Source organism: Pseudomonas sp. B6001 (assembly GCF_013386015.1).
Taxonomy (GTDB): Bacteria; Pseudomonadota; Gammaproteobacteria; order Pseudomonadales; family Pseudomonadaceae; genus Aquipseudomonas.
On the sequence record NZ_JACAOX010000007.1, the window covers coordinates 72,083 to 89,774 of the forward strand.

Consider the following 17,692-nt stretch of genomic DNA (forward strand, 5'->3'; position numbering starts at 1 on the left):
TCCCTGTAAAAAGGATATTTATTTGACGCCGGTTCAGCTATCGCGAGGGACGCGTATGACGAAGGGACGTTTCGGCTGGAGGGGGCAGGCGCTGCCAGAGGGCAACAGAATGAGGTGGCGCCATACGTTTCAAACCCGGATTGCCGGGGTGCTGGCGCTGCTGTTGCTGGTGGTCGTGGCGGCGGTGTATTTCGCGGTGAAGACCGCCACCAATCGCGCCGTGGAAAACCAGGCCCAGGTGCAGCTGGAAACCGGCAGCCAGGTGTTCGAACGCCTGCTCGACCTGCGTGGCCGGCGCCTGCAATACGGCTTGAACTGGCTGACGGCGGACCTGCCGTTTCGCCAGGCTGTCGCCGATGGCGAGCCCGACGCGATTCTCGCGACCCTGCGCCGGCATGGCACCGGCCTGAGTTCCAGCGAGGTATTTGTGCTGGGGCTCGACGGCCGCGTGATGGTCAGCACGTTACCGGCGCTGACGTCCGGCCAGGCCTTTCCCTATAACGATGCCTTGCGCCAGGCCCGGCGCAGCGGCCTGCAAATGTTGATCGTGGCCCTGGATGGCCGGCCTTTCCTGCTGGTGCAACAGGAAGTCGTCGACCCCGCACCGATCGCCCGTGTCGCCATGGGCTTTCCGATGGACGAAATCTTTGCCAGTGAATTGCGCTCCATGAGCAACCTGGAAGTGTCGTTCATCAGCGCGCAGCATGGTCAGCCCGGCGAATTGTTCAGTACTCAGCCCGAGGCGCTACAGGCGTCGATTGCCAGCGACCTGCAGGGCGCGTACATCACTCCGGTGGCGCAATTGAACCTGTTCCACGGCCAGCGCTATCTCAGCCAGGTGCTGCCGTTGGGCAACACGGCAGACGGTGGCGAGGTCCGGGTGCTGCTGCAAAGCCCGCTGGACCACGCCCTTGAATCCTTCGCGCCGCTGGACCGGCAATTTCTCGCGATCGCCCTGGTGGTGCTGCTGGTGTCGCTCGCGGGTGCGTTGTTTCTGGCGCGGCGGGTTTCACGCCCACTCAACGCGTTGGTGCAGGCGGCCGAACGCATCGGGGCCGGTGACTACCGCACACCGGTACAGGTGCGCAGCCACGATGAATTCGGCCTGCTGGCCCAGGCCTTCAACGCCATGCAAACCGGGATCGCGGTACGTGAGCGACAACTGGCCCACAACGCCTTGCACGACCCGCTCACCGGCCTGCCTAACCGCGCGCTGGCCATGGAGCGCCTGGGCAGCGCCATCAGCGCTGGCCGGCCGGTGGTGTTGCTGTACCTGGGGATTGAAAACTACCGGGTGATCAACGAAGGCTACGGCCCGGAAGGCGTGGAAGAAATGCTCCGCGAAGCCAGCCGCTGCCTGCTGTCGAGCCTGTCGGCCAGCGACACCGCCGCGCGCATCACCGGCAGCGAGTTTTTGCTGCTGCTGGAAAACACTGCGATCGACCGCGCGGTGGCCCTGGCTGACCGCTTGTATGGGCTGCTCACCGAACCCCAGCGCATTGGTGGCGATGAATTGCGCCACGAAGTGAGCATCGGCATCGCCGCCTACCCGGCCGACGGCCAGCAGGTTGAAGAGCTGATCAGCCGCGCCGCGATTGCCCGCCACGATGCGGCAGCGTTCCCGGGTTACTTACAGATCTACCAGCAGGACCGCGACCTCGCCCATCAACGCCAGATCAGCCTGATTCGTGACCTGCGCCGGGCGCCGACGGAGGGCGAGTTGTACCTGTGTTACCAGCCCAAGCTCGACCTGCACCATGGCCATGTGCGCCAGGCCGAAGCGCTGTTGCGCTGGCAGCACCCGACCCTGGGCCTGGTGTCGCCGGCCGAGTTCATTCCCCTGGCCGAGCGCACCGGCAGCATGGGCAGCCTGACCCAGTGGGTGATCGAAGAAGCCATTCGCCAACTGGCCGAGTGGGCGGTGCGCGGGTTGGAGGTGCAGTTGTCGGTGAACATCTCGGTGGATGACCTGGCCGATGACGGCCTGGCCCCGCGGGTGACCGAGTTGCTGGCGCACTACCGGGTATCGGCCCGGCAACTGATTTTCGAAATCACCGAAAGCGCGATCATGCACAACCCGGCCCAGGCCCTCAGCGTGCTGGAGCAACTGCGCGCTTGTGGCATCAGCCTGTCGGTGGATGACTTCGGCACCGGCTATTCATCCCTGGCGCAACTGCAACGCCTGCCGGTGCAGGAATTGAAGATCGACCAGTCGTTTGTGCGCAACCTCGACAGCACTTCCGGCGACGGCGTGATCGTGCGCTCGACCATCGAAATGAGCCACAACCTGGGGCTCAAGGTGGTGGCCGAAGGGGTGGAATTCGAGCCCAGCCTCAAGCTGCTCAAGCTCTGGAAGTGCGACACGGCCCAGGGCTATCTGATCAGCCGGCCGTTGAATGCCATGGCGTTTGAGATGTGGATGCGCCGCGAGCGCGTGCCGGTCTAGGGCGTCGGTGGCTGCACCGACGCCGGTCTTTCAGTGGTCAACCGTTGCATCGACCAGGGTTTGCAACCGTTCCCACAAGCCTTCGACGTGGTGGCGCTCCGTCCCCAGCGCGCCAATGGACACGCGTACCATCCAGCGCTCGTCGAGCACCGCGGGAGTGACGTAGGCGCTGCCTGAATGGTTGAGCTTTTCCGCCCAGGCCCGGGTGTAGTTATCCAGCGCCTCACCATCAAGGCCTGGTGGCTCGTGGCGAATGCACAAGGTTTGCAGGGTGACGGCGGCTACCAGTTTCCAGTGTTTGCTGCCTTCAATCTGTTCTGCCAGCCAGCGGGCATTCTCCAGGTCACGCCGCAGCCGGGCCTGCAGGCCGCTGACGCCTTGCTCGCGGATCAGGAACCACAGCTTCAGTGCGCGGAACCGGCTGCCCAGGGAGATCCGCCAGTCGCGGTAGTTCCTGACCTGGCCGTCAGCCTTGGACTGTAGATAGCTGGGGTTGGTGGTCATGATGCGAATCAAGTGCTCGGGGTCGCGTACAAAGTACACCGAGCAATCAAACGCCGCCCCCAGCCATTTGTGAGGGTTGAGGACCAGCGAGTCGGCGTTCTCGATGCCGTGCCACAGCGCGCGGCATTCCGGGAGGATCATCGCGGCCCCGGCCATGGCTGAGTCGACATGCAACCACAGGCCGTGGCGTTGCGTCAGGGCGCCGATGGCTTCCAGGGGGTCGATGGCCATGGCTGCCGTTGTGCCGGTGGTCGCAATCACCACACAGGGTCTGTTCCCGGCAGCCAGGTCTTGTTCGATTGCCCGCTCCAATGCATGCGGTGACATTGCATTGTGTTCGTCGGTTGCCACGGTACGGATATTGTTCTGGCCGAACCCCGCCAGGATCGCGGCCTTGTTCACTGAACTATGGGCGTGGGCCGAGGTGTAGACGATCAAGGGGGCGCCGCTGTTTTGCAGGCCATCGTGCATCAGCGCGTAGTGGGAGCTGCGTTCGCGGGCGCTGATCAGCGCCACCAGGGTGGAGGTCGAGGCCGAGTCCTGGATCACTCCGCTCCAGTTGGCGCTCAGGCCGATCATGTCGCGCAGCCAATCGGTGGTGACTTCCTCTATTTCGGTCAGGGCCGGGCTCGATTGCCACGACAATCCCACCACGCCCAGGCCGGTACTCAAGCAATCGCCGAGGACGGAGGACAGTTCCACATTCGACGGGAAGAACCCGAAGAAACTTGGATGCTGCCAATGCAACAGACCGGGCATGATCAGTGTTTCGACGTCGCCCATGATCTGTTCGAACGGTTCGGCTGTCTCAGGCGGGCTGGCCGGCAATGCGGACCTGATTTCGCCCGGGGCCGTGGTGGGTTGCACACCGCGTTGCTCGATGTTTTGTCGATAGTCTGCAATCAGGTCGATCATGGCGTGGCCATGTCGGCGGAATTCTTCAGGTGTCATATCAGGGTGTCCGTCAGGAAGAGAAATAAAGGCGTTAGCACCAGAAGTAAAACGGCTGGCCAGTGGTATAGCCGATAAACGACTGGATGCTGATGCGCTTGCCTGAATCGAAACCGCAAATGGCATGGGGACGGCGAGTATTGATAATCACCAGTTCGTTTTTCTGCGGCTGGATGCGCAGCGGTTTTTGCAAACGATCTTCGGGCAGTTCCGCCCCTTCGAAACGGATGACCTCGTCGTAGGTAAACGCCTCGGTATCCCAAATGACCAGTTCACCTCCCGAAGGTGGTACTTCGAGGTAAATATTCGCGCTGAATTGATGTTCCAGTTCGGCAATCGACAAGGGCAGGCAATCGACATGGGGGACTGTTTCGGAGAGGTGGGCTGTCTCCGGGAACATGGCGCGGATAATGCCGCAGAACATCGGCTGGCCCTGGAACGCCGCGGTTGTCGCACCTTCTGGCCACACCTGCCGGATATGCTCCATCAGTAGATGGATGGGTGGTTTGCGCGGGGCACAGAGGTCATCGATCACGCAGCGCATGTGGGTGGCGTCTGCGTAGTATTTCTGTTGCGAATAGCTGTCTGCGGCCTTGCCGTAGGTGGAGTTGAACGGTGTTCCCCAGCGATGGACACCATAGAAATGCTGGACAACTTTTCCGTGCTCATAGGTCTCGTGGTTATATTCCTGGAGCGTCGCCGTTTCGTTGATATGTTTATTTAGTACTTCGCTGGTTTGTTCATTCGCGTAGTCAGGTACCCGGATGGCAAGTATTTCTCCGCGAATAAGTTTTTCCAGGCTGAGTGTGTCGAGTTGCTCAAGCGCCAGGATCCCGGGCGCCTGGCTATGCGGGACTGCAGGTATTGATTCAACGCTGTTGAGGTCCGTCATGATGAAAACTCCATGTTAGTTACAGCACGTCATATAGATAACGTTTGTTTGGCTGGGGATTTACTGGCGACAGTGAGCGTCGGATGGCGCAGGGCCAAAGTTGAGGGAAAGACTTTTGGGGAGGTATAGGACTTTTCCGAGTAAACTTTTAAATACATCGGCGCTATCGGATCGCTTTATTTCACGCATAAAAAAAGGCGGCTACCCACTTAGGTAGCCGCCTTTTTCTTACTGCCGGTTTTGCTTAATCCGGCAGTTTGAACGCCATCACATAGTCACCCTGCTTGGTGCCCAGGGAACCATGACCGCCGGCCATGACCAGCACGTACTGCTTGCCGTCCTTGCCGGTGTAGGTCATTGGTGTGGTTTGCGCGCCTGCTGGCAGGCGGCCTTCCCACAACTGCTTGCCGTTTTTCACGTCATAGGCACGCAGGTACTGGTCAAGGGTACCGCTGAGGAAGGACACGCCACCGGCGGTGGTAAAAGTCCCGCCCAGGCTTGGCACGCCCATGGTCAGTGGAATCGGAACCGGCGAGCTGTCACGCACGGTGCCGTTCTTGTGCATCCAGATGGTCTGGTGGTTGGTCAGGTCGACCGCGGCCACATAACCCCACGCCGGCGCCTGGCACGGCAGGCCCAGTGGCGACAGCATGGCTTCGAGGATCACACCGTATGGCGCGCCTTTGTTCGGCTGCACGCCTTCGGTTTCGCTGACCCGTGGGCCTTGCTTGGCAATGTCGGCGGCCGGGATCAGTTTCGATTTGAACGCCATGTAGCTTGGGTTCACGAACGCGATCTGGCGAACCGGGTCGACGGAAATGCCACCCCAGTCGAACACGCCGAAGTTACCTGGGTAAACGATCGAGCCCTGCAGCGATGGCGGGGTGAACGGACCGTCGTAGCGCATGGATTTGAAGTCAATCCGGCACAGCATCTGGTCGAACGGCGTCACGCCCCACATGTCACGCTCCTTGAGGGGCGGTGGCATGAAGTTCAGGTCGGACTTCGGTTGGGTCGGTGCGGTGTGATCGCCGGCCACTGCGCCTTGCGGTACAGGGATTTCATTGATCGGCACTACAGGCTGACCGTTCGAGCGGTCGATCACGTAGATGCTGCCTTGCTTGGTCGACGCCATCACCGCTTGCTTCACGCCGTCAGCGGTCTTGATGTCGATCAGCGAAGGCTGGCCGCCCACGTCCATGTCCCACAGGTCATGGTGAGTGAACTGGAAGGTCCACTTCACGTGGCCGCTGTCGATGTCCAGGGCAGTCAGGCCGGCGCTGTACTTCTCGGAGTCCGGAGTCCGGTCGCCGCCGTACTGGTCGGGCATCTGGTTACCCATCGGCAGGTAGAGCATGCCGAGTTTTTCGTCCACCGCGAACATCGACCACATGTTTGGCGAGTTGCGGGTGTAAGTCTTGCCCTCGGCCAACGGGGTGGTGTCGTCCGGGTTGCCGCTGTCCCAATTCCACACCAGCTTGCCGGTGTGCACGTCGAACGCACGGATCACGCCGCTAGGCTCGTCGGTGGAGACGTTGTCGGTCACGTGACCGCCGATTACCACCAGGTTCTTGGTAACGGCCGGTGGCGAGGTGGAGTAGTAACCGCCCGGGGCGAAGGTGCCGATGTTGGCACGCAAGTCGATCTGGCCTTTGTCACCGAAGTCTTCGCACATCTTGCCGGTGTCGGCGTTCAGGGCGATCAGACGGGTGTCGGCGGTAGGGACGAAGATGCGTTTCGGGCAGGCATTCGGCGCGGCGGCCGGGCTGGCGCTGCCAGTCGGGCTCTGTTCCGAGGCATAGACCGCGTCATCGTGATACGACACGCCACGGCAGGTCATGTGCGCCCAACCCTTGAAGTTGGCAGCACCTTCGCTGCTGATCTTCGGGTCGAAACGCCAGATTTCCTTGCCGGTGTCCGGGTCCAGGGCAATCACCTGGCTGTGGGGCGTGCACACGTAGAGCATGCCGTTGACTTTCAGCGGGGTGTTTTCCGCGGTGGTTTCACCGGGATCGCCTGGGCCAGGGATGTCGCCAGTACGGAAGGTCCAGGCTGGAACCAGCTTGTGGGCGTTTTCCGGAGTGATCTGTGCGAGTGGCGAGTAACGATCACCGAAGGCCGAACGGCCGTAGGAGTTCCAGTCACCATCAGCCTGGGCCGGCGCAGTGCTGGCCATGCCCGGTACCGCATCGCGGTCCAGCTGGCCTTTCTTGACCATGGCGCCCGGGTCGGTGAATTGGCTGGCCAATGCAGCGGCGCCGGCCAGTACGACGGCGACGCTCAGCGCGCCAGTGCCCAGCGGCGAGGCTTGGCCACGCAGCAACGGACGGCGGAACCACGGGAGCAGCATGACGATGCCGAGGGCAAACAGCAGGGCCAGGCGCGGTACCAGTTGCCACCAGTCCAGGCCGACTTCCCACAGCGCCCATACGGTGCTGGCAAACAGCACCAGTGCGTACAAGCCCAGCGCCGCACGGCGTGTAGCCAGCAGCAACAGGCCTGTGACGGTGATGCCGAGACCGGCCAGCAGGTAATACAGCGACCCGCCGAGCATGCTCAGCTTGATCCCCCCGGCCAATAAGGCCAGGCCCATTATCAGCAGCAAGATCCCCAGCAGCCTGGGCAGCAGGCGACTTGGACTTGAAGCACCATCAGTGCTCATAGTGTGGTTCTCCGTTACGTTTTGAATTGATTGCGCACAGTTCACTGTAGATGACGTTCCGGCGCAGGCTTGGTTCAGGGCTAATTCGTTTTCTTCAGAATTTACTTACAACGTCAGAATGAGCTTTGCAGCTTGATCCCGCCGATGAGCGCGTCATCCACCTGGGCCACGGCTCCGGGGTGACGGATGTATTGCAGGTTCGGGCGCACCGTCAGCCACTGGGTGACATGGATGCCGTAATAGAGCTCAGCGCTGTATTCCGTGTGTTGAATCGGCAGGTAGGATGGGTCATCGAAGTCGTATACCGCGTGGGCCTGGTTGCTTGCCTCGGCATTCTTGCGGTAGGCCGGGTTGACGTGCACCCGGGCCACGGCGAAACCGATATCGTCCTTGGCGCGGGCGTCGAACAGGCCCTTGTAGACCACGCCGGCTTGCACGTAGTTATCCACAGCGTTGGTTTTCTTGTCGTGCATCGTGCCGTTGGCGAACACGTTCAAGCCCCGCGAATGGTCGCTGGCCAGGCTGGTGACTTGCTGCTGCACCCCCAGCCACACCCCGTGCTTGCTGGAGGCGCTGCGATAGGCCTCGCCGCTGAGGGCTGCCGGCTGGTCGTTGCGGTCTTTATACACATCGCTGGCCTTGGCGCTGCTGTAGTAGTAGCCGGCGCGGTATTCGCCGGGCAGGCCGTTCAGCGTAGGCGTCCATACCAGTTCAACCGGGAGCAGGGCGCCTTGGGTGCCGCTGCCGCTGAGCTTGAAGCCGTTGCCGCGATCGAGGTTGGACGGGTTCTGTTCGTAGGCGCCGACCTGGGCGTACAACTCGGGCGTCAGGTGATATTTGACCCGCAACGCCCACTGGCTCACCGGCCAGTTGTACCAGATGCTGCCAACCCAGTTACCGACCTGCGAGCCGCAGAATGCGAGGTTCTGGAAGTCGCAGGGGAAGCTGTTGAAGTCTTCACCTTCGCCAAAGCGCCCGGCCTTGATGTCGAGCTTTTGGTCGAAGAATTTCTGCTGGTACCACATCTGCGTCAGGCGCCAGGTCTGGCCACGGCCCCAGACTTCCTGGGACGAGGTAAAACCGCCCACACGCGGATCGTTGACCCGGTCATTGGTGATGTTGTTGCCGCTGCGCTCGGTCACCGTCAACTGGAACTCGGCGTCGTGCCAGCCGAGGATCTTCTGCAGATCCAGGTGCGTGCCCAGGCCGAATTGGTCGCTGTAGCGCGCAGTGCGGTCGTGATCCGAGCCGCCGTGCAGGTTGCTGCCCATTTCGCCGGTGTAGTCGAATTTGAAGTCGTAGCCTAGTTGAGACAGCGCTGTCCGAGTGCCGCCGAAATCACCCAGCATCCACGGTGATTCAGCGTCAAAGGCAGGTGCGGCCTGGGCACAGTTGATCAGGCCGAACGGTAACAGCGCAGCGCACAGGCGCAGGTTTGGGAAAGCAGGCATAGGCAAAATGGGGTCTTAATATTTTATGGTTTTGAAACGCAAACAGCGGCCTGGCGCGTTCGCACAAGGGCGTTGAACACGGGCGGTCGATGGTTTGGTGGAATGATGAAACGTTTCAGTTTGTTGCTGACAAGGATAAAGCCCTGGCGCGGGGAGAGAAAGGGCTAAACGGAAGATGGATTCTTTCGGATTTGGTAATAGTGCGCTGGATCGTCGGATTTGGTAGCAATCTGTGCGTTGGTTTGTGTTTGAGGGCGTGGTTATCTGCGTCACCAAAACAGATGGGGGGTCGACATGGAAGGCGACGACAACGTAGGTGAGGCAAAGGCCGTAACAGCCGGGGAACTAGTCATTATTCTCGGTCAGTATCACAGTGCAATTGCTAGGCTCGGCTCCGGCATCATTAGCTTGTCCGGTGCGCTCAAACATAGTGAAGACGTGGATGTAAAACAGGCGGCAGATGAAGCATGGGTGAAGCTGAATGAGTTTATCGACTGCATGGAGGGTGTAGCTGATGGACTGAATGCTTTGACCCAAAAGAAGGAGGCCTGAAATGGCGAATGACCTCAAGGATAATGTGAGCTATCTTCGCCAGGAGTACCGTCAAGGTTCGTCATCAGGCTACGACCGCAAAGGCGGCGCAGGCGGTGGGGGCAACGGAGGAGAAAACGATTTGGAAAAGCGTATTTCACAAGTTGAGGCAAGATTGGAGCGCGTCGAGACGAAGCTGGATGGCATGCAGGAGCACATGGCCACCAAGTCCGATCTGATGCAGACCAAAATAGACCTGCTCGAAGCAACCTCCAGGTTGGATCTCTCAATCGCCAATTTCAGAACGGATATGCAATCGTTGGAAACCCGACTGCTGAAATGGTTTGTCGGAACAGCTGGCGCCTTGTCTGCCATCGCCTTTGGCGTCGCCCGACTCGTCCACTGACGTTTTCCGTTCGAAGCCCGGCTTCCCGCCGGGCTTTTTGGTTTTTAAGCCAACTTCGCCAAACACTCTTCAAGAATATCCAGCCCTTCCTCCAGCACCGCCGCTTCAATCGTCAACGGCGCCAGCAGGCGGATGATATGCCGCGATTTGCCGCTGGGCATCAGCAACAAACCCGCCTCGCGGGCCAGTGCCAGCAGCTGGGTCAGTTGTTGTGGCGCCGGGCTGCCGTCGGCGTTGGCCAGTTCGATGCCACGCATGGCGCCCACGCCGGTCAAGCGGCCGAGGTAGGGGGAGAGCCTTTTCGAACACCATGATTCATAGCGACTGACGATCGCTTCTTCCTGCTGCGTGCCCCAACCTTGCAGGTGCTCGTCCGTCATTTCATCCAGGGTGGCCAAGGCCGCCGCGCAGGCAATCGGGTTACCGGAGTAGGTGCCGCCGAGGCCGCCTTTGGGCAGGTTGTCGAGCAATGTCTTGCGACCCACCACCGCACCCAACGGCACACCGCCGGCGATGCTTTTGCCCAGCAGGATCAGGTCCGGTTCGATGCCCAGGCGTGAGAAGGCGAAGCGCTGGCCGGTGCGGCCGAAGCCGGACTGGATTTCATCGGCAATCAACAGGATGTTTTTTTCATCGCAGAAGCGTCGCAGGGCCTGGGCAAATTCCACGTCCAGCGCCAGGAAACCACCTTCGCCCTGCACCGGTTCGATGATGAAACAGGCCACGTCGTCGACGTCGATTTCCACGCTGAACAGGCGGTCCATCGCCTTGAGTGCTTCGCCGCAGGTCACGCCGTTATCGCGGCTGGGGTAGGGCAGGTGGAACACCGGCCCCGGCAATACGCCGACTTTTTGCTTGTAGGGCGCGACCTTGCCATTGAGGTTGAGCGTCGCCAGCGTGCGCCCGTGAAACGCACCGTCAAAGGCGATGACGGCGGTGCGGCCAGTGGCGCCGCGGACAATTTTCAGGGCGTTTTCCGCCGCTTCCGCGCCACTGTTGGTGAGCATGCCACTGACCGGGTAATCCACCGGGATGAATGCGGTAAGACGGTCCATCAGTTCGATGTAGGGCGCGTGAGGCGCAGCATTGAAGGCGTAGTGGGTGAGCCTGGTGGCCTGGTCGCGGATCGCCTCCACCACACGCGGGTGGCAGTGGCCCAGGTTGAGCACGCCGATGCCGCCGACGAAATCGATGAAGCGCTTGCCGGTGGTGTCCCAGACTTCGGCGTTCCGGCCATGGCTGAGGCTGATGGGGTGGACGATGGAAATCGACTGGCTGATGGTTTGGCGGCTCATGGATCCGGGACTCAAGAATAGGATGCGTCCTTTTATCTAAGCCGTGAGCCGCCTTGCCCCGCAAACGAAATAAAGTCGCCGGGTCATTATTAAAAGTCGGGATGTGCTATGGCGAGGGAGCAAGCTCCTTCGCCACATCCACCATCCAGTTCAGGAACGCCTTCACTTTCGGGATCTCCCCGGCATGTTCGGCATGGGCGATAAAGTGCGCGCCGGCACTCGGCATTCTGTAATCCCAGGGGATCATCAGGCTGGCGTTCGCCAATTCCTCGGCCACCAGATACTGCGGCACCAACGCCACGCCGTACCCCGATTGCGCGGCGCGGATGCACATGTAGAACGTGTCGAAACGCGGCCCGTGGTAGCTGTTTTGCGAGTGCAGGCCCTGTTCCAGAAACCACTCGTGCCAGGCTTCCGGGCGCGAGGTGCATTGCAGCAAGGTGTGGCGGGACGAGGCGTCGCTGCCAGCGGCAACAAACCCGGGGGCACAGACCGGCACCACGGCTTCGCGAAACAACTCGATGCAAGTTGCCCCCGGCCACGCTCCCTGGCCGAAGAAAAACGCGATATCCGCCTTGGCCTGCAACACGTCGAACGGCTCCAGTTCGTTGCGCACGTCCAGATGGATATTGGGATGGCGCGCGGCAAAATCCTTGAGCTTGGGCACCAGCCAGCGGTCACCGAAGGTCGGCTGGGTGGCGATGCGCAGCACTTCGGTCTCGCCACCGTAGGTGAGGATGTAGCGGCTGGAAATATCCACCTGGTTGAGGATCTTGCGTACTTCCTCCAGGTACAGCGAGCCCGCCGGCGACAGGTACAAGCGCTGGCGTACTCGCTGGAACAGCGGGTGGCAGAGCATCTCTTCGAGCTGTGCCACCTGCTTGCTCACCGCGCTCTGGGTCAGGTGCAGTTCTTCGGCAGCGCGGGTGAAACTCAGGTGGCGGGCGGCGGCTTCGAAGCACTGCAGGGCGGTCATCGAAGGGGTCAAGCGTTTCGAGATCATGAGAAGTTCATTCCAAATCGGAAGGAGCCTTTGCCTAAACGTCGTTTGTGGCCAAGGTGTAAAGCCGTTGATACTGACCGGCAACACTATAAACGGCGCGGGTTTGTGGCGCCGAATAATAAAGACCGACAGGGAGCGCCTTGCATGAAGCACATGAAATCCACGTTGGCGGCATTCACCGCCGCAGCATTACTGGGACTGGCAGGGAGCGCCCACGCAGGGGCGACCCTGGATGCGATCCAGAAGAAGGGTTTTATCCAGTGTGGGGTCAGTGATGGGTTGCCGGGTTTTGGCGTGCCGGACGCCAACGGCAAGATGACCGGCATTGATGTGGACGTGTGCCACGCCGTCGCCGCAGCACTCTTTGGTGACGCGTCGAAAGTGAAGTTCAGCCAGTTGACCGCCAAAGAGCGTTTCACTGCGTTGCAATCCGGCGAGATCGATCTGATTTCCCGCAACACCACCTGGACCAGTTCCCGTGACGCGGGCATGGGCATGGTGTTCACCGGCGTGACCTACTACGACGGCATCGGGTTCCTGGTGAACACCAAGCTCGGTGTGAAGAGCGCCAAGGACCTGGACGGCGCGACCATCTGCATCCAGGCCGGCACCACCACCGAGCTGAACGTCTCGGATTACTTCCGCGCCAACGGCCTGAAGTACACGCCGATTACCTTCGACACTGCTGACGAAAGTGCCAAGGGCCTCGAAGCGGGCCGCTGCGACGTGCTCACCACCGACCAGTCGGGGCTGTACGCCCAGCGGATCAAGATGGCTCACCCGGATGAGTTCGTGGTGTTGCCGGAAGTGATTTCCAAGGAGCCATTGGGCCCGCTGGTGCGCAAGGGCGACGACGAGTGGTTCAGCATCGTCAAGTGGACGTTGTTCGCCATGCTCAATGCCGAGGAAATGGGCATCACTTCGCAGAACGTTGAAGAGCAAGCCAAGTCCAGCAAGAACCCGGACGTCGCCCGTTTGCTCGGCGCAGACGGTGACTACGGCAAGGACCTGAAACTGCGCAAGGACTGGGTCGTGCAGATCGTCAAGCAAGTGGGCAACTACAGCGAGGTGTTCGAGCGCAACATCGGCCAGGGCAGCGTGCTGAAGATCAAGCGCGGCCTTAATGCCCTGTGGAGCAACGGCGGGATCCAGTACGCGCCGCCGGTTCGCTGAGGTTTCACGAAGAAACCGTGTCCTTGCCCGCCGCCTTGGAGCGATACAACGCCTGATCGGCCCTGGCCATCAGGCAGGCGGGTGACTCATCGTTGCGTCGCTCTACCACGCCGAGGCTCAACGTCACCTTGAAGCTGCCCACGGCGGGCAAGTCCTTGAGCGCACAGCGCATTCGCTCGGCCAATTCCCGCGCGGTCTCCAACGTGCTTTTGGGCACGATGACCATGAATTCATCGCCGCCCCAGCGGGCCAGCAAGTCGCCGTGGCGAATGCAGGCCTCCAGGCATTCCACCACGCGCACCAGGGTTTCATCGCCTACGGCATGGCCGTGCTGATCGTTGATGGGCTTGAAGTCGTCAATGTCCATGGCGATCAGCGACAGCGGCAGGCGAAACCGTTGGGCGCGAGCGCACTCTTCCAGCAGGACGCGTTCAAGGCGGTAACGATTGGCCACGCGAGTCAAGGCGTCGCGTTCGGCCAGGGAGCGATTCTCGTCCAGTTGCAACTGCAGTTGTTGATTGACCCGCGACAGCTCGCGGGTGCGCTCGGCCACCAGGGCTTCAAGGGATTGATTGCGGCGCTCCAGCTGTTCGATGGACTGTTTGCGCGCCTGGATACTGCGGTGGGCGCCGACCATGCGTGCCACCGAGCCGTCGTCGTTACGTGCGATCACGTAGCCGCGGTCTTCGATCCACAGGTAGGAGCCGTCTTTCTTGCGGCAGCGGTATTCGGCTTGATAGTGAGTGGTGCGGCGGTTGATGTAGTTATCAAACAGCACCATCACTTGGGGATAGTCATCGGGATGAATCACGTTTTCCCAGGTGAATACGCTGTTTTCCAGGGAGTGATGGGCATAGCCGAGCATTTCGTACCAGCCGGGGTTGCGGTAGACGAACCCGGTGTTGGCGTTCCAGTCCCAGATCCCGTCGCTGACCAGCTCCATGATGGCATGCAGCATGTCGGCGTTAAGGTCGCAAAAGTCCTTCCTTGACGGTTCGCTGCCGGATGTATCGTCCATTGCGCACTCCCTGCGTGGACTGGCTCCTGGGGCCAGCCAAAATTGATGCCGATACTCCGTGGCTGGCGGTACTGTACAACGGCGCCTTGGCGCTTAGAAGGGGGTCTTTGGTCTAGTGAGAGTGTGGCTAAAAGCCACTACTTGTTTGGGTTCAGCTTCTGATCAGGCGCCGCCATCCTGGTCCTGGGCGCCCCATTGGCATTGTGCTGATAAATCGCCTCAGGCTGCCCCTGCCGGTTAAAAAACACCTGCCCGATCCCGGCAGAATTCCAGAGCCGTTCGCCCGCTTCAGCGTGTTCCGGAATATGCGGCACTACCTGCATGAGTCGGCGACGGGTGAACCAGTTCAGCGGTGAGCGCGGTGAGTAGAGCCATCGATTGAGACGGTCGAACCATTCCAGCAAGCGCGGCGGGAATTCGTTCTTGATGCCGCTGCTGGTGATCTGCCAGATTTTTGGACCGGCATTGCGGTGGCGAATCAGCACTTCATAGACGAACGAGTAGTGCACGTCTCCCGAGAGGATCACGTAGTTGCCCGGTGTGCGGGAGTGACGAAAGATGTTGAGGATCACCTGTGCCGCGCCGCGGTGGGCCATCCAGTTTTCCGCGTCCACCAACAGCGGGTAGCCGCACCAGCTGAAGGCCTTCTGCACGGTTTCGATCAGCTTGACGCCGAAGATCGGCGCCGGTGAAACGATGATCGCGCAAGGGTGATCCAGCAGCTCCTGTTGCAGTTCGCTCAGTGCTTCCCAGTCCAGCAGGCCGGAGGGTTGCTTGAGGTTGAACTCGCTGCGCCAGCGCCGGGTACGGGTGTCGAGCACTACCAGTGCGGGGGTGGTGGGCAGCACGTAATGCCATTGCTGGAACTTCAGCAGGTCATCCACCAGCTCATCTTGAGCGACAGGCTGCAGGTAGTTGTCGTGGGCCTGTGTGGTGAGCGCCAGGGTTTTGCCGATCACCGTATCGAACGCATCCGGGTTATTGCCCCAGCCCTGGCACAGCATGTAGGCCAGCAGTGCGTTGCCGATGATGCGCTTGGAGAACGGATGCCCGTAGGCGGTTTCTTCCCATTGGGCGCTGAGGTTCCAGTCGTCGGTGATGTCGTGATCGTCGAAGATCATCAGGCAGGAGAGGTGGGCGAACACCCTGGCCACGCCACCCAGGCCGTCACGGAACGTGTCGATCTGCACTTGCTCGTGCCCATAGCGTACGTGCCCTTCGGCGCGCAGTTGCGGCGCTTGCGGTGCGATCAGCTGCCACGGTACGGGCGACCACGCCAGCAGGTACATCGCCATGACTTCGGCAAAAGTCACCAGGTGGTTGTCGGCGCTGCTGCTGGTGAAAATAGGCTTCTTCACCCCGCCAAAAAAACGCTCGCGCAGGGTCTCGTTGCTCTTCAGGGCGGGCAACAGGTCGGCTCGATGGTAGTAGCTGGCGGCATGCTCATAAAGCGCGGCGCTGTTGTCGACGACGGCACCGTCGAGGTGTTCATCGAACAGGCCGAGGCGCGTGATCAGCGCATGAATGGCCCGCAGCATCGGCCCCGCGACATCGTCGGCGTAGACCTGGTCGCCACTCATCATCAACAAGGCCGGGCGTTCCTCCAGGGTGTTCGATTCGGCCAGCAGCCGGTCGACACACAGCAAACCGTCGGCTGCGCTGTGATGGGGCTTGCGGCAGGAACCGTGGACCAATTGGTGGATGCGGCTGTGCAGGACGAAATGCGGGCCTTGTGCGCCCGGGTAGAGCAGGTGCGGCGCCCATTCGGCGATACCGGCACGGTTTACCAGCAGGTCGTAGCTGATGCTCACGTCCTGGGGCAGGGCTTCCGCCAGCGGTACGTCGATCAGGTGGATAAAGGCCTGGCGCCCGACGGGCACCACCTTGCATTGGCTGGCGTCCAACTCGATATCGAGCGCCGCGCCTTGGGCGACTTGCAGCCTCAGGGTCAATGCCAGGGGACGACTTCCCACCAGCCACATCACCAGGCGCCGCGGTTCCAGGCGTCGCAGCAACGGGCCGGCGAGTACAGCGGGAAGTGTGTCGGGGTGAGGCATCAAGGCAACGGCTCTGGGCAAGGTTGGGCCGAAAAGGTAACGCATTGAATGTCAGCGTTTTGTTAAGGCGCGATACCCGGGCGAGCGGCAAATTACCCGGCGCCCACTGGCCCGGGCTATAAACCTTTCATCTCAAATCATGACTGCGTGGCGCAGGTCTCGCCTTCGGCAATCATCCAGCGCAGCAGTTCGGCCAGGGCCACACTGTGCTGGCGCTCGACCCAGCGCACACCCTGCGGGCTGTACCGTTCGACATAGCGGCTCAGCACCAGGCGGCCCTGCTCCGACGACAGGCTCAGGCGGGTCTCCCGGCAGAGCAGGGCGCTGGTCCCGCGTTTACGAACCTGACGTTGCAGGACCAGTGAGCTTGATTCAGAAATCATCGCCGGCTCCCTGTGCACAATTATCGGCCTGAGGCGACGTCGCCCCCTGCTTGCCCTCCAGCACAAAGGCCGCGCGGTGTTCGGCCACCACGTTACGCAAGGCACTGTAGTAGTCCGGCAGCTTTTGCAGGCTGTCGGTCAGCGGCAGCAACGAGGCGCGCGTGTCCACTGTGCCACCCACCAGGCTGATGGTGCCCAGGGTTTGCACGGTATCGCTGTCGCCCAGCGGCGCCACCAGGAAGTTCAGGACCTTGCCCGCCGCATCGCGGCTGTTGCCGGTGCCCAGCAACGGCAGTTCGACAATCGGCCCGTTGCCAATCCCCCACACGCCAAAGGTCTGGCCGAAATCGGCGGTGTGGCGAGGGATGCCCAGCGGGTCCGAGACATCAATCAAGCCGACGATCCCCACGGTGGTGTTCACCGCAAAACGTCCCAGGGTGTTGATCGAACGCCGTGGGTTGCCTTGCAGCAGGTCGTTGATGAAGACCTTGGGCTCGCTGAAGTTGCTGGCGAAGTTATGCACACCCTGCTGGAAAAACTCCGGCATGTATCGGTAGCCTCGGGCTACAGGCGCCAGGGCGTAGTCATCCACCGCGCGGTTGAAGGCGAACACGCCCCGGTTGACTGGTTCGGCGGGGTCATACACCGGGTAGGAAACCTGTGCGCAGCGTGTGGTACTCGTTACGTTGGCCGGGCTCGCGCAGCCTGTGAGGTAAGACACAGTCAGCAACAACACCGCCTGGCGAGCCAGGTGCTGGGGATACGTCAGCGAGCGCATGGGGTCAGTCTCCGGGAAAAGGAAGCCGATGCTGGCAGCCGCAGCTTGCGCAAAGATGTCTGCTTTATTGCGCCGTTGACGCTTTATTGCACGATTGAAATATATGACGGGCCGCGTCGAATGGTTTTAGATGGCGCATCGA

At 61.1% G+C, this 17,692-nt stretch carries 14 protein-coding genes; 4 read left to right on the forward strand and 10 right to left on the reverse strand.

What is annotated here, in order from left to right; all coding sequences use genetic code 11:
* Positions 1-109: 109 nt before the first annotated feature.
* Positions 110-2,446, forward strand: a complete 2,337-nt coding sequence (locus tag HX821_RS09395; protein ID WP_008438502.1) for a bifunctional diguanylate cyclase/phosphodiesterase — start codon at positions 110-112, stop codon at positions 2,444-2,446.
* A gap of 30 nt (positions 2,447-2,476) precedes the next feature.
* Here the strand turns inward: HX821_RS09395 and HX821_RS09400 are convergent, their stop codons facing one another.
* From HX821_RS09400 to HX821_RS09415, 4 genes are all read right to left on the reverse strand, one after another.
* Complete coding sequence (locus HX821_RS09400; protein WP_177035658.1) at positions 2,477-3,901, reverse strand: pyridoxal-dependent decarboxylase; 1,425 nt, start codon at positions 3,899-3,901, stop codon at positions 2,477-2,479.
* A gap of 34 nt (positions 3,902-3,935) precedes the next feature.
* Positions 3,936-4,793 carry a 2OG-Fe(II) oxygenase gene (locus HX821_RS09405; RefSeq protein ID WP_102368166.1) on the reverse strand — a complete coding sequence of 286 codons (858 nt, stop codon included), beginning with the start codon at positions 4,791-4,793 and terminating at the stop codon, positions 3,936-3,938.
* A gap of 244 nt (positions 4,794-5,037) precedes the next feature.
* Positions 5,038-7,455, reverse strand: a complete 2,418-nt coding sequence (locus tag HX821_RS09410) for a glucose/quinate/shikimate family membrane-bound PQQ-dependent dehydrogenase (protein ID WP_008438499.1) — start codon at positions 7,453-7,455, stop codon at positions 5,038-5,040.
* 113 nt (positions 7,456-7,568) lie between these two features.
* Positions 7,569-8,906, reverse strand: a complete 1,338-nt coding sequence (locus HX821_RS09415) for a carbohydrate porin (protein ID WP_087695158.1) — start codon at positions 8,904-8,906, stop codon at positions 7,569-7,571.
* 294 nt (positions 8,907-9,200) lie between these two features.
* On the opposite strand from HX821_RS09415, the gene HX821_RS09420 reads away from it, so the two are divergent.
* A complete protein-coding gene (locus tag HX821_RS09420) occupies positions 9,201-9,458 on the forward strand; it encodes a hypothetical protein (protein ID WP_003210383.1) in 258 nt (85 codons plus the stop codon).
* A 1-nt stretch (position 9,459) separates the two neighbouring features.
* Positions 9,460-9,843, forward strand: coding sequence for a DUF1640 domain-containing protein (locus tag HX821_RS09425; protein WP_003210382.1), 384 nt, complete (start codon positions 9,460-9,462; stop codon positions 9,841-9,843).
* A gap of 44 nt (positions 9,844-9,887) precedes the next feature.
* Here HX821_RS09425 and HX821_RS09430 read toward each other — a convergent pair whose 3' ends face one another.
* Together HX821_RS09430 and HX821_RS09435 are read right to left on the reverse strand one after the other, a co-directional pair.
* A complete protein-coding gene (locus tag HX821_RS09430) occupies positions 9,888-11,138 on the reverse strand; it encodes an aspartate aminotransferase family protein (protein ID WP_177035659.1) in 1,251 nt (416 codons plus the stop codon).
* A gap of 106 nt (positions 11,139-11,244) precedes the next feature.
* Positions 11,245-12,141: a LysR substrate-binding domain-containing protein gene (locus HX821_RS09435; protein ID WP_102605928.1), complete on the reverse strand. Its 897-nt coding sequence runs from the start codon at positions 12,139-12,141 to the stop codon at positions 11,245-11,247.
* A gap of 144 nt (positions 12,142-12,285) precedes the next feature.
* Here HX821_RS09435 and HX821_RS09440 point away from each other — a divergent pair, with 144 nt between their 5' ends.
* On the forward strand, positions 12,286-13,314 hold the full coding sequence (locus HX821_RS09440; RefSeq protein ID WP_003210376.1) for an amino acid ABC transporter substrate-binding protein: 1,029 nt from the start codon (positions 12,286-12,288) through the stop codon (positions 13,312-13,314).
* A 4-nt stretch (positions 13,315-13,318) separates the two neighbouring features.
* Here the strand turns inward: HX821_RS09440 and HX821_RS09445 are convergent, their stop codons facing one another.
* The 4 genes from HX821_RS09445 to HX821_RS09460 form a co-directional block, all read right to left on the reverse strand.
* A complete protein-coding gene (locus HX821_RS09445; RefSeq protein WP_023659140.1) occupies positions 13,319-14,332 on the reverse strand; it encodes a diguanylate cyclase in 1,014 nt (337 codons plus the stop codon).
* Positions 14,333-14,469: 137 nt separating this feature from the next.
* Positions 14,470-16,389: an alkaline phosphatase D family protein gene (locus tag HX821_RS09450; RefSeq protein WP_177035660.1), complete on the reverse strand. Its 1,920-nt coding sequence runs from the start codon at positions 16,387-16,389 to the stop codon at positions 14,470-14,472.
* A 137-nt stretch (positions 16,390-16,526) separates the two neighbouring features.
* Positions 16,527-16,772 (reverse strand): hypothetical protein, encoded by a 246-nt coding sequence (locus HX821_RS09455; protein WP_177035661.1) that lies wholly within the window; start codon positions 16,770-16,772, stop codon positions 16,527-16,529.
* Entirely contained in the window at positions 16,762-17,550 is a 789-nt protein-coding gene (locus tag HX821_RS09460; RefSeq protein WP_003210369.1) for a VacJ family lipoprotein, read from the reverse strand. The genes HX821_RS09455 and HX821_RS09460 overlap by 11 nt, the downstream gene beginning before the upstream one ends.
* Positions 17,551-17,692 lie beyond the last annotated feature (142 nt).

Excerpts from the sequence above, each read along its gene's own strand:
- HX821_RS09395 (WP_008438502.1), top strand. The coding sequence starts at position 110 with ATGAGGTGGCGCCATACGTTTCAAACCCGGATTGCCGGGGTGCTGGCG.
- HX821_RS09400 (WP_177035658.1), bottom strand. The coding sequence starts at position 3,901 with ATGACACCTGAAGAATTCCGCCGACATGGCCACGCCATGATCGACCTG.
- HX821_RS09405 (WP_102368166.1), bottom strand. The coding sequence starts at position 4,793 with ATGACGGACCTCAACAGCGTTGAATCAATACCTGCAGTCCCGCATAGC.
- HX821_RS09410 (WP_008438499.1), bottom strand. The coding sequence starts at position 7,455 with ATGAGCACTGATGGTGCTTCAAGTCCAAGTCGCCTGCTGCCCAGGCTG.
- HX821_RS09415 (WP_087695158.1), bottom strand. The coding sequence starts at position 8,906 with ATGCCTGCTTTCCCAAACCTGCGCCTGTGCGCTGCGCTGTTACCGTTC.
- HX821_RS09420 (WP_003210383.1), top strand. The coding sequence starts at position 9,201 with ATGGAAGGCGACGACAACGTAGGTGAGGCAAAGGCCGTAACAGCCGGG.
- HX821_RS09425 (WP_003210382.1), top strand. The coding sequence starts at position 9,460 with ATGGCGAATGACCTCAAGGATAATGTGAGCTATCTTCGCCAGGAGTAC.
- HX821_RS09430 (WP_177035659.1), bottom strand. The coding sequence starts at position 11,138 with ATGAGCCGCCAAACCATCAGCCAGTCGATTTCCATCGTCCACCCCATC.
- HX821_RS09435 (WP_102605928.1), bottom strand. The coding sequence starts at position 12,141 with ATGATCTCGAAACGCTTGACCCCTTCGATGACCGCCCTGCAGTGCTTC.
- HX821_RS09440 (WP_003210376.1), top strand. The coding sequence starts at position 12,286 with ATGAAGCACATGAAATCCACGTTGGCGGCATTCACCGCCGCAGCATTA.
- HX821_RS09445 (WP_023659140.1), bottom strand. The coding sequence starts at position 14,332 with ATGGACGATACATCCGGCAGCGAACCGTCAAGGAAGGACTTTTGCGAC.
- HX821_RS09450 (WP_177035660.1), bottom strand. The coding sequence starts at position 16,389 with ATGCCTCACCCCGACACACTTCCCGCTGTACTCGCCGGCCCGTTGCTG.
- HX821_RS09455 (WP_177035661.1), bottom strand. The coding sequence starts at position 16,772 with ATGATTTCTGAATCAAGCTCACTGGTCCTGCAACGTCAGGTTCGTAAA.
- HX821_RS09460 (WP_003210369.1), bottom strand. The coding sequence starts at position 17,550 with ATGCGCTCGCTGACGTATCCCCAGCACCTGGCTCGCCAGGCGGTGTTG.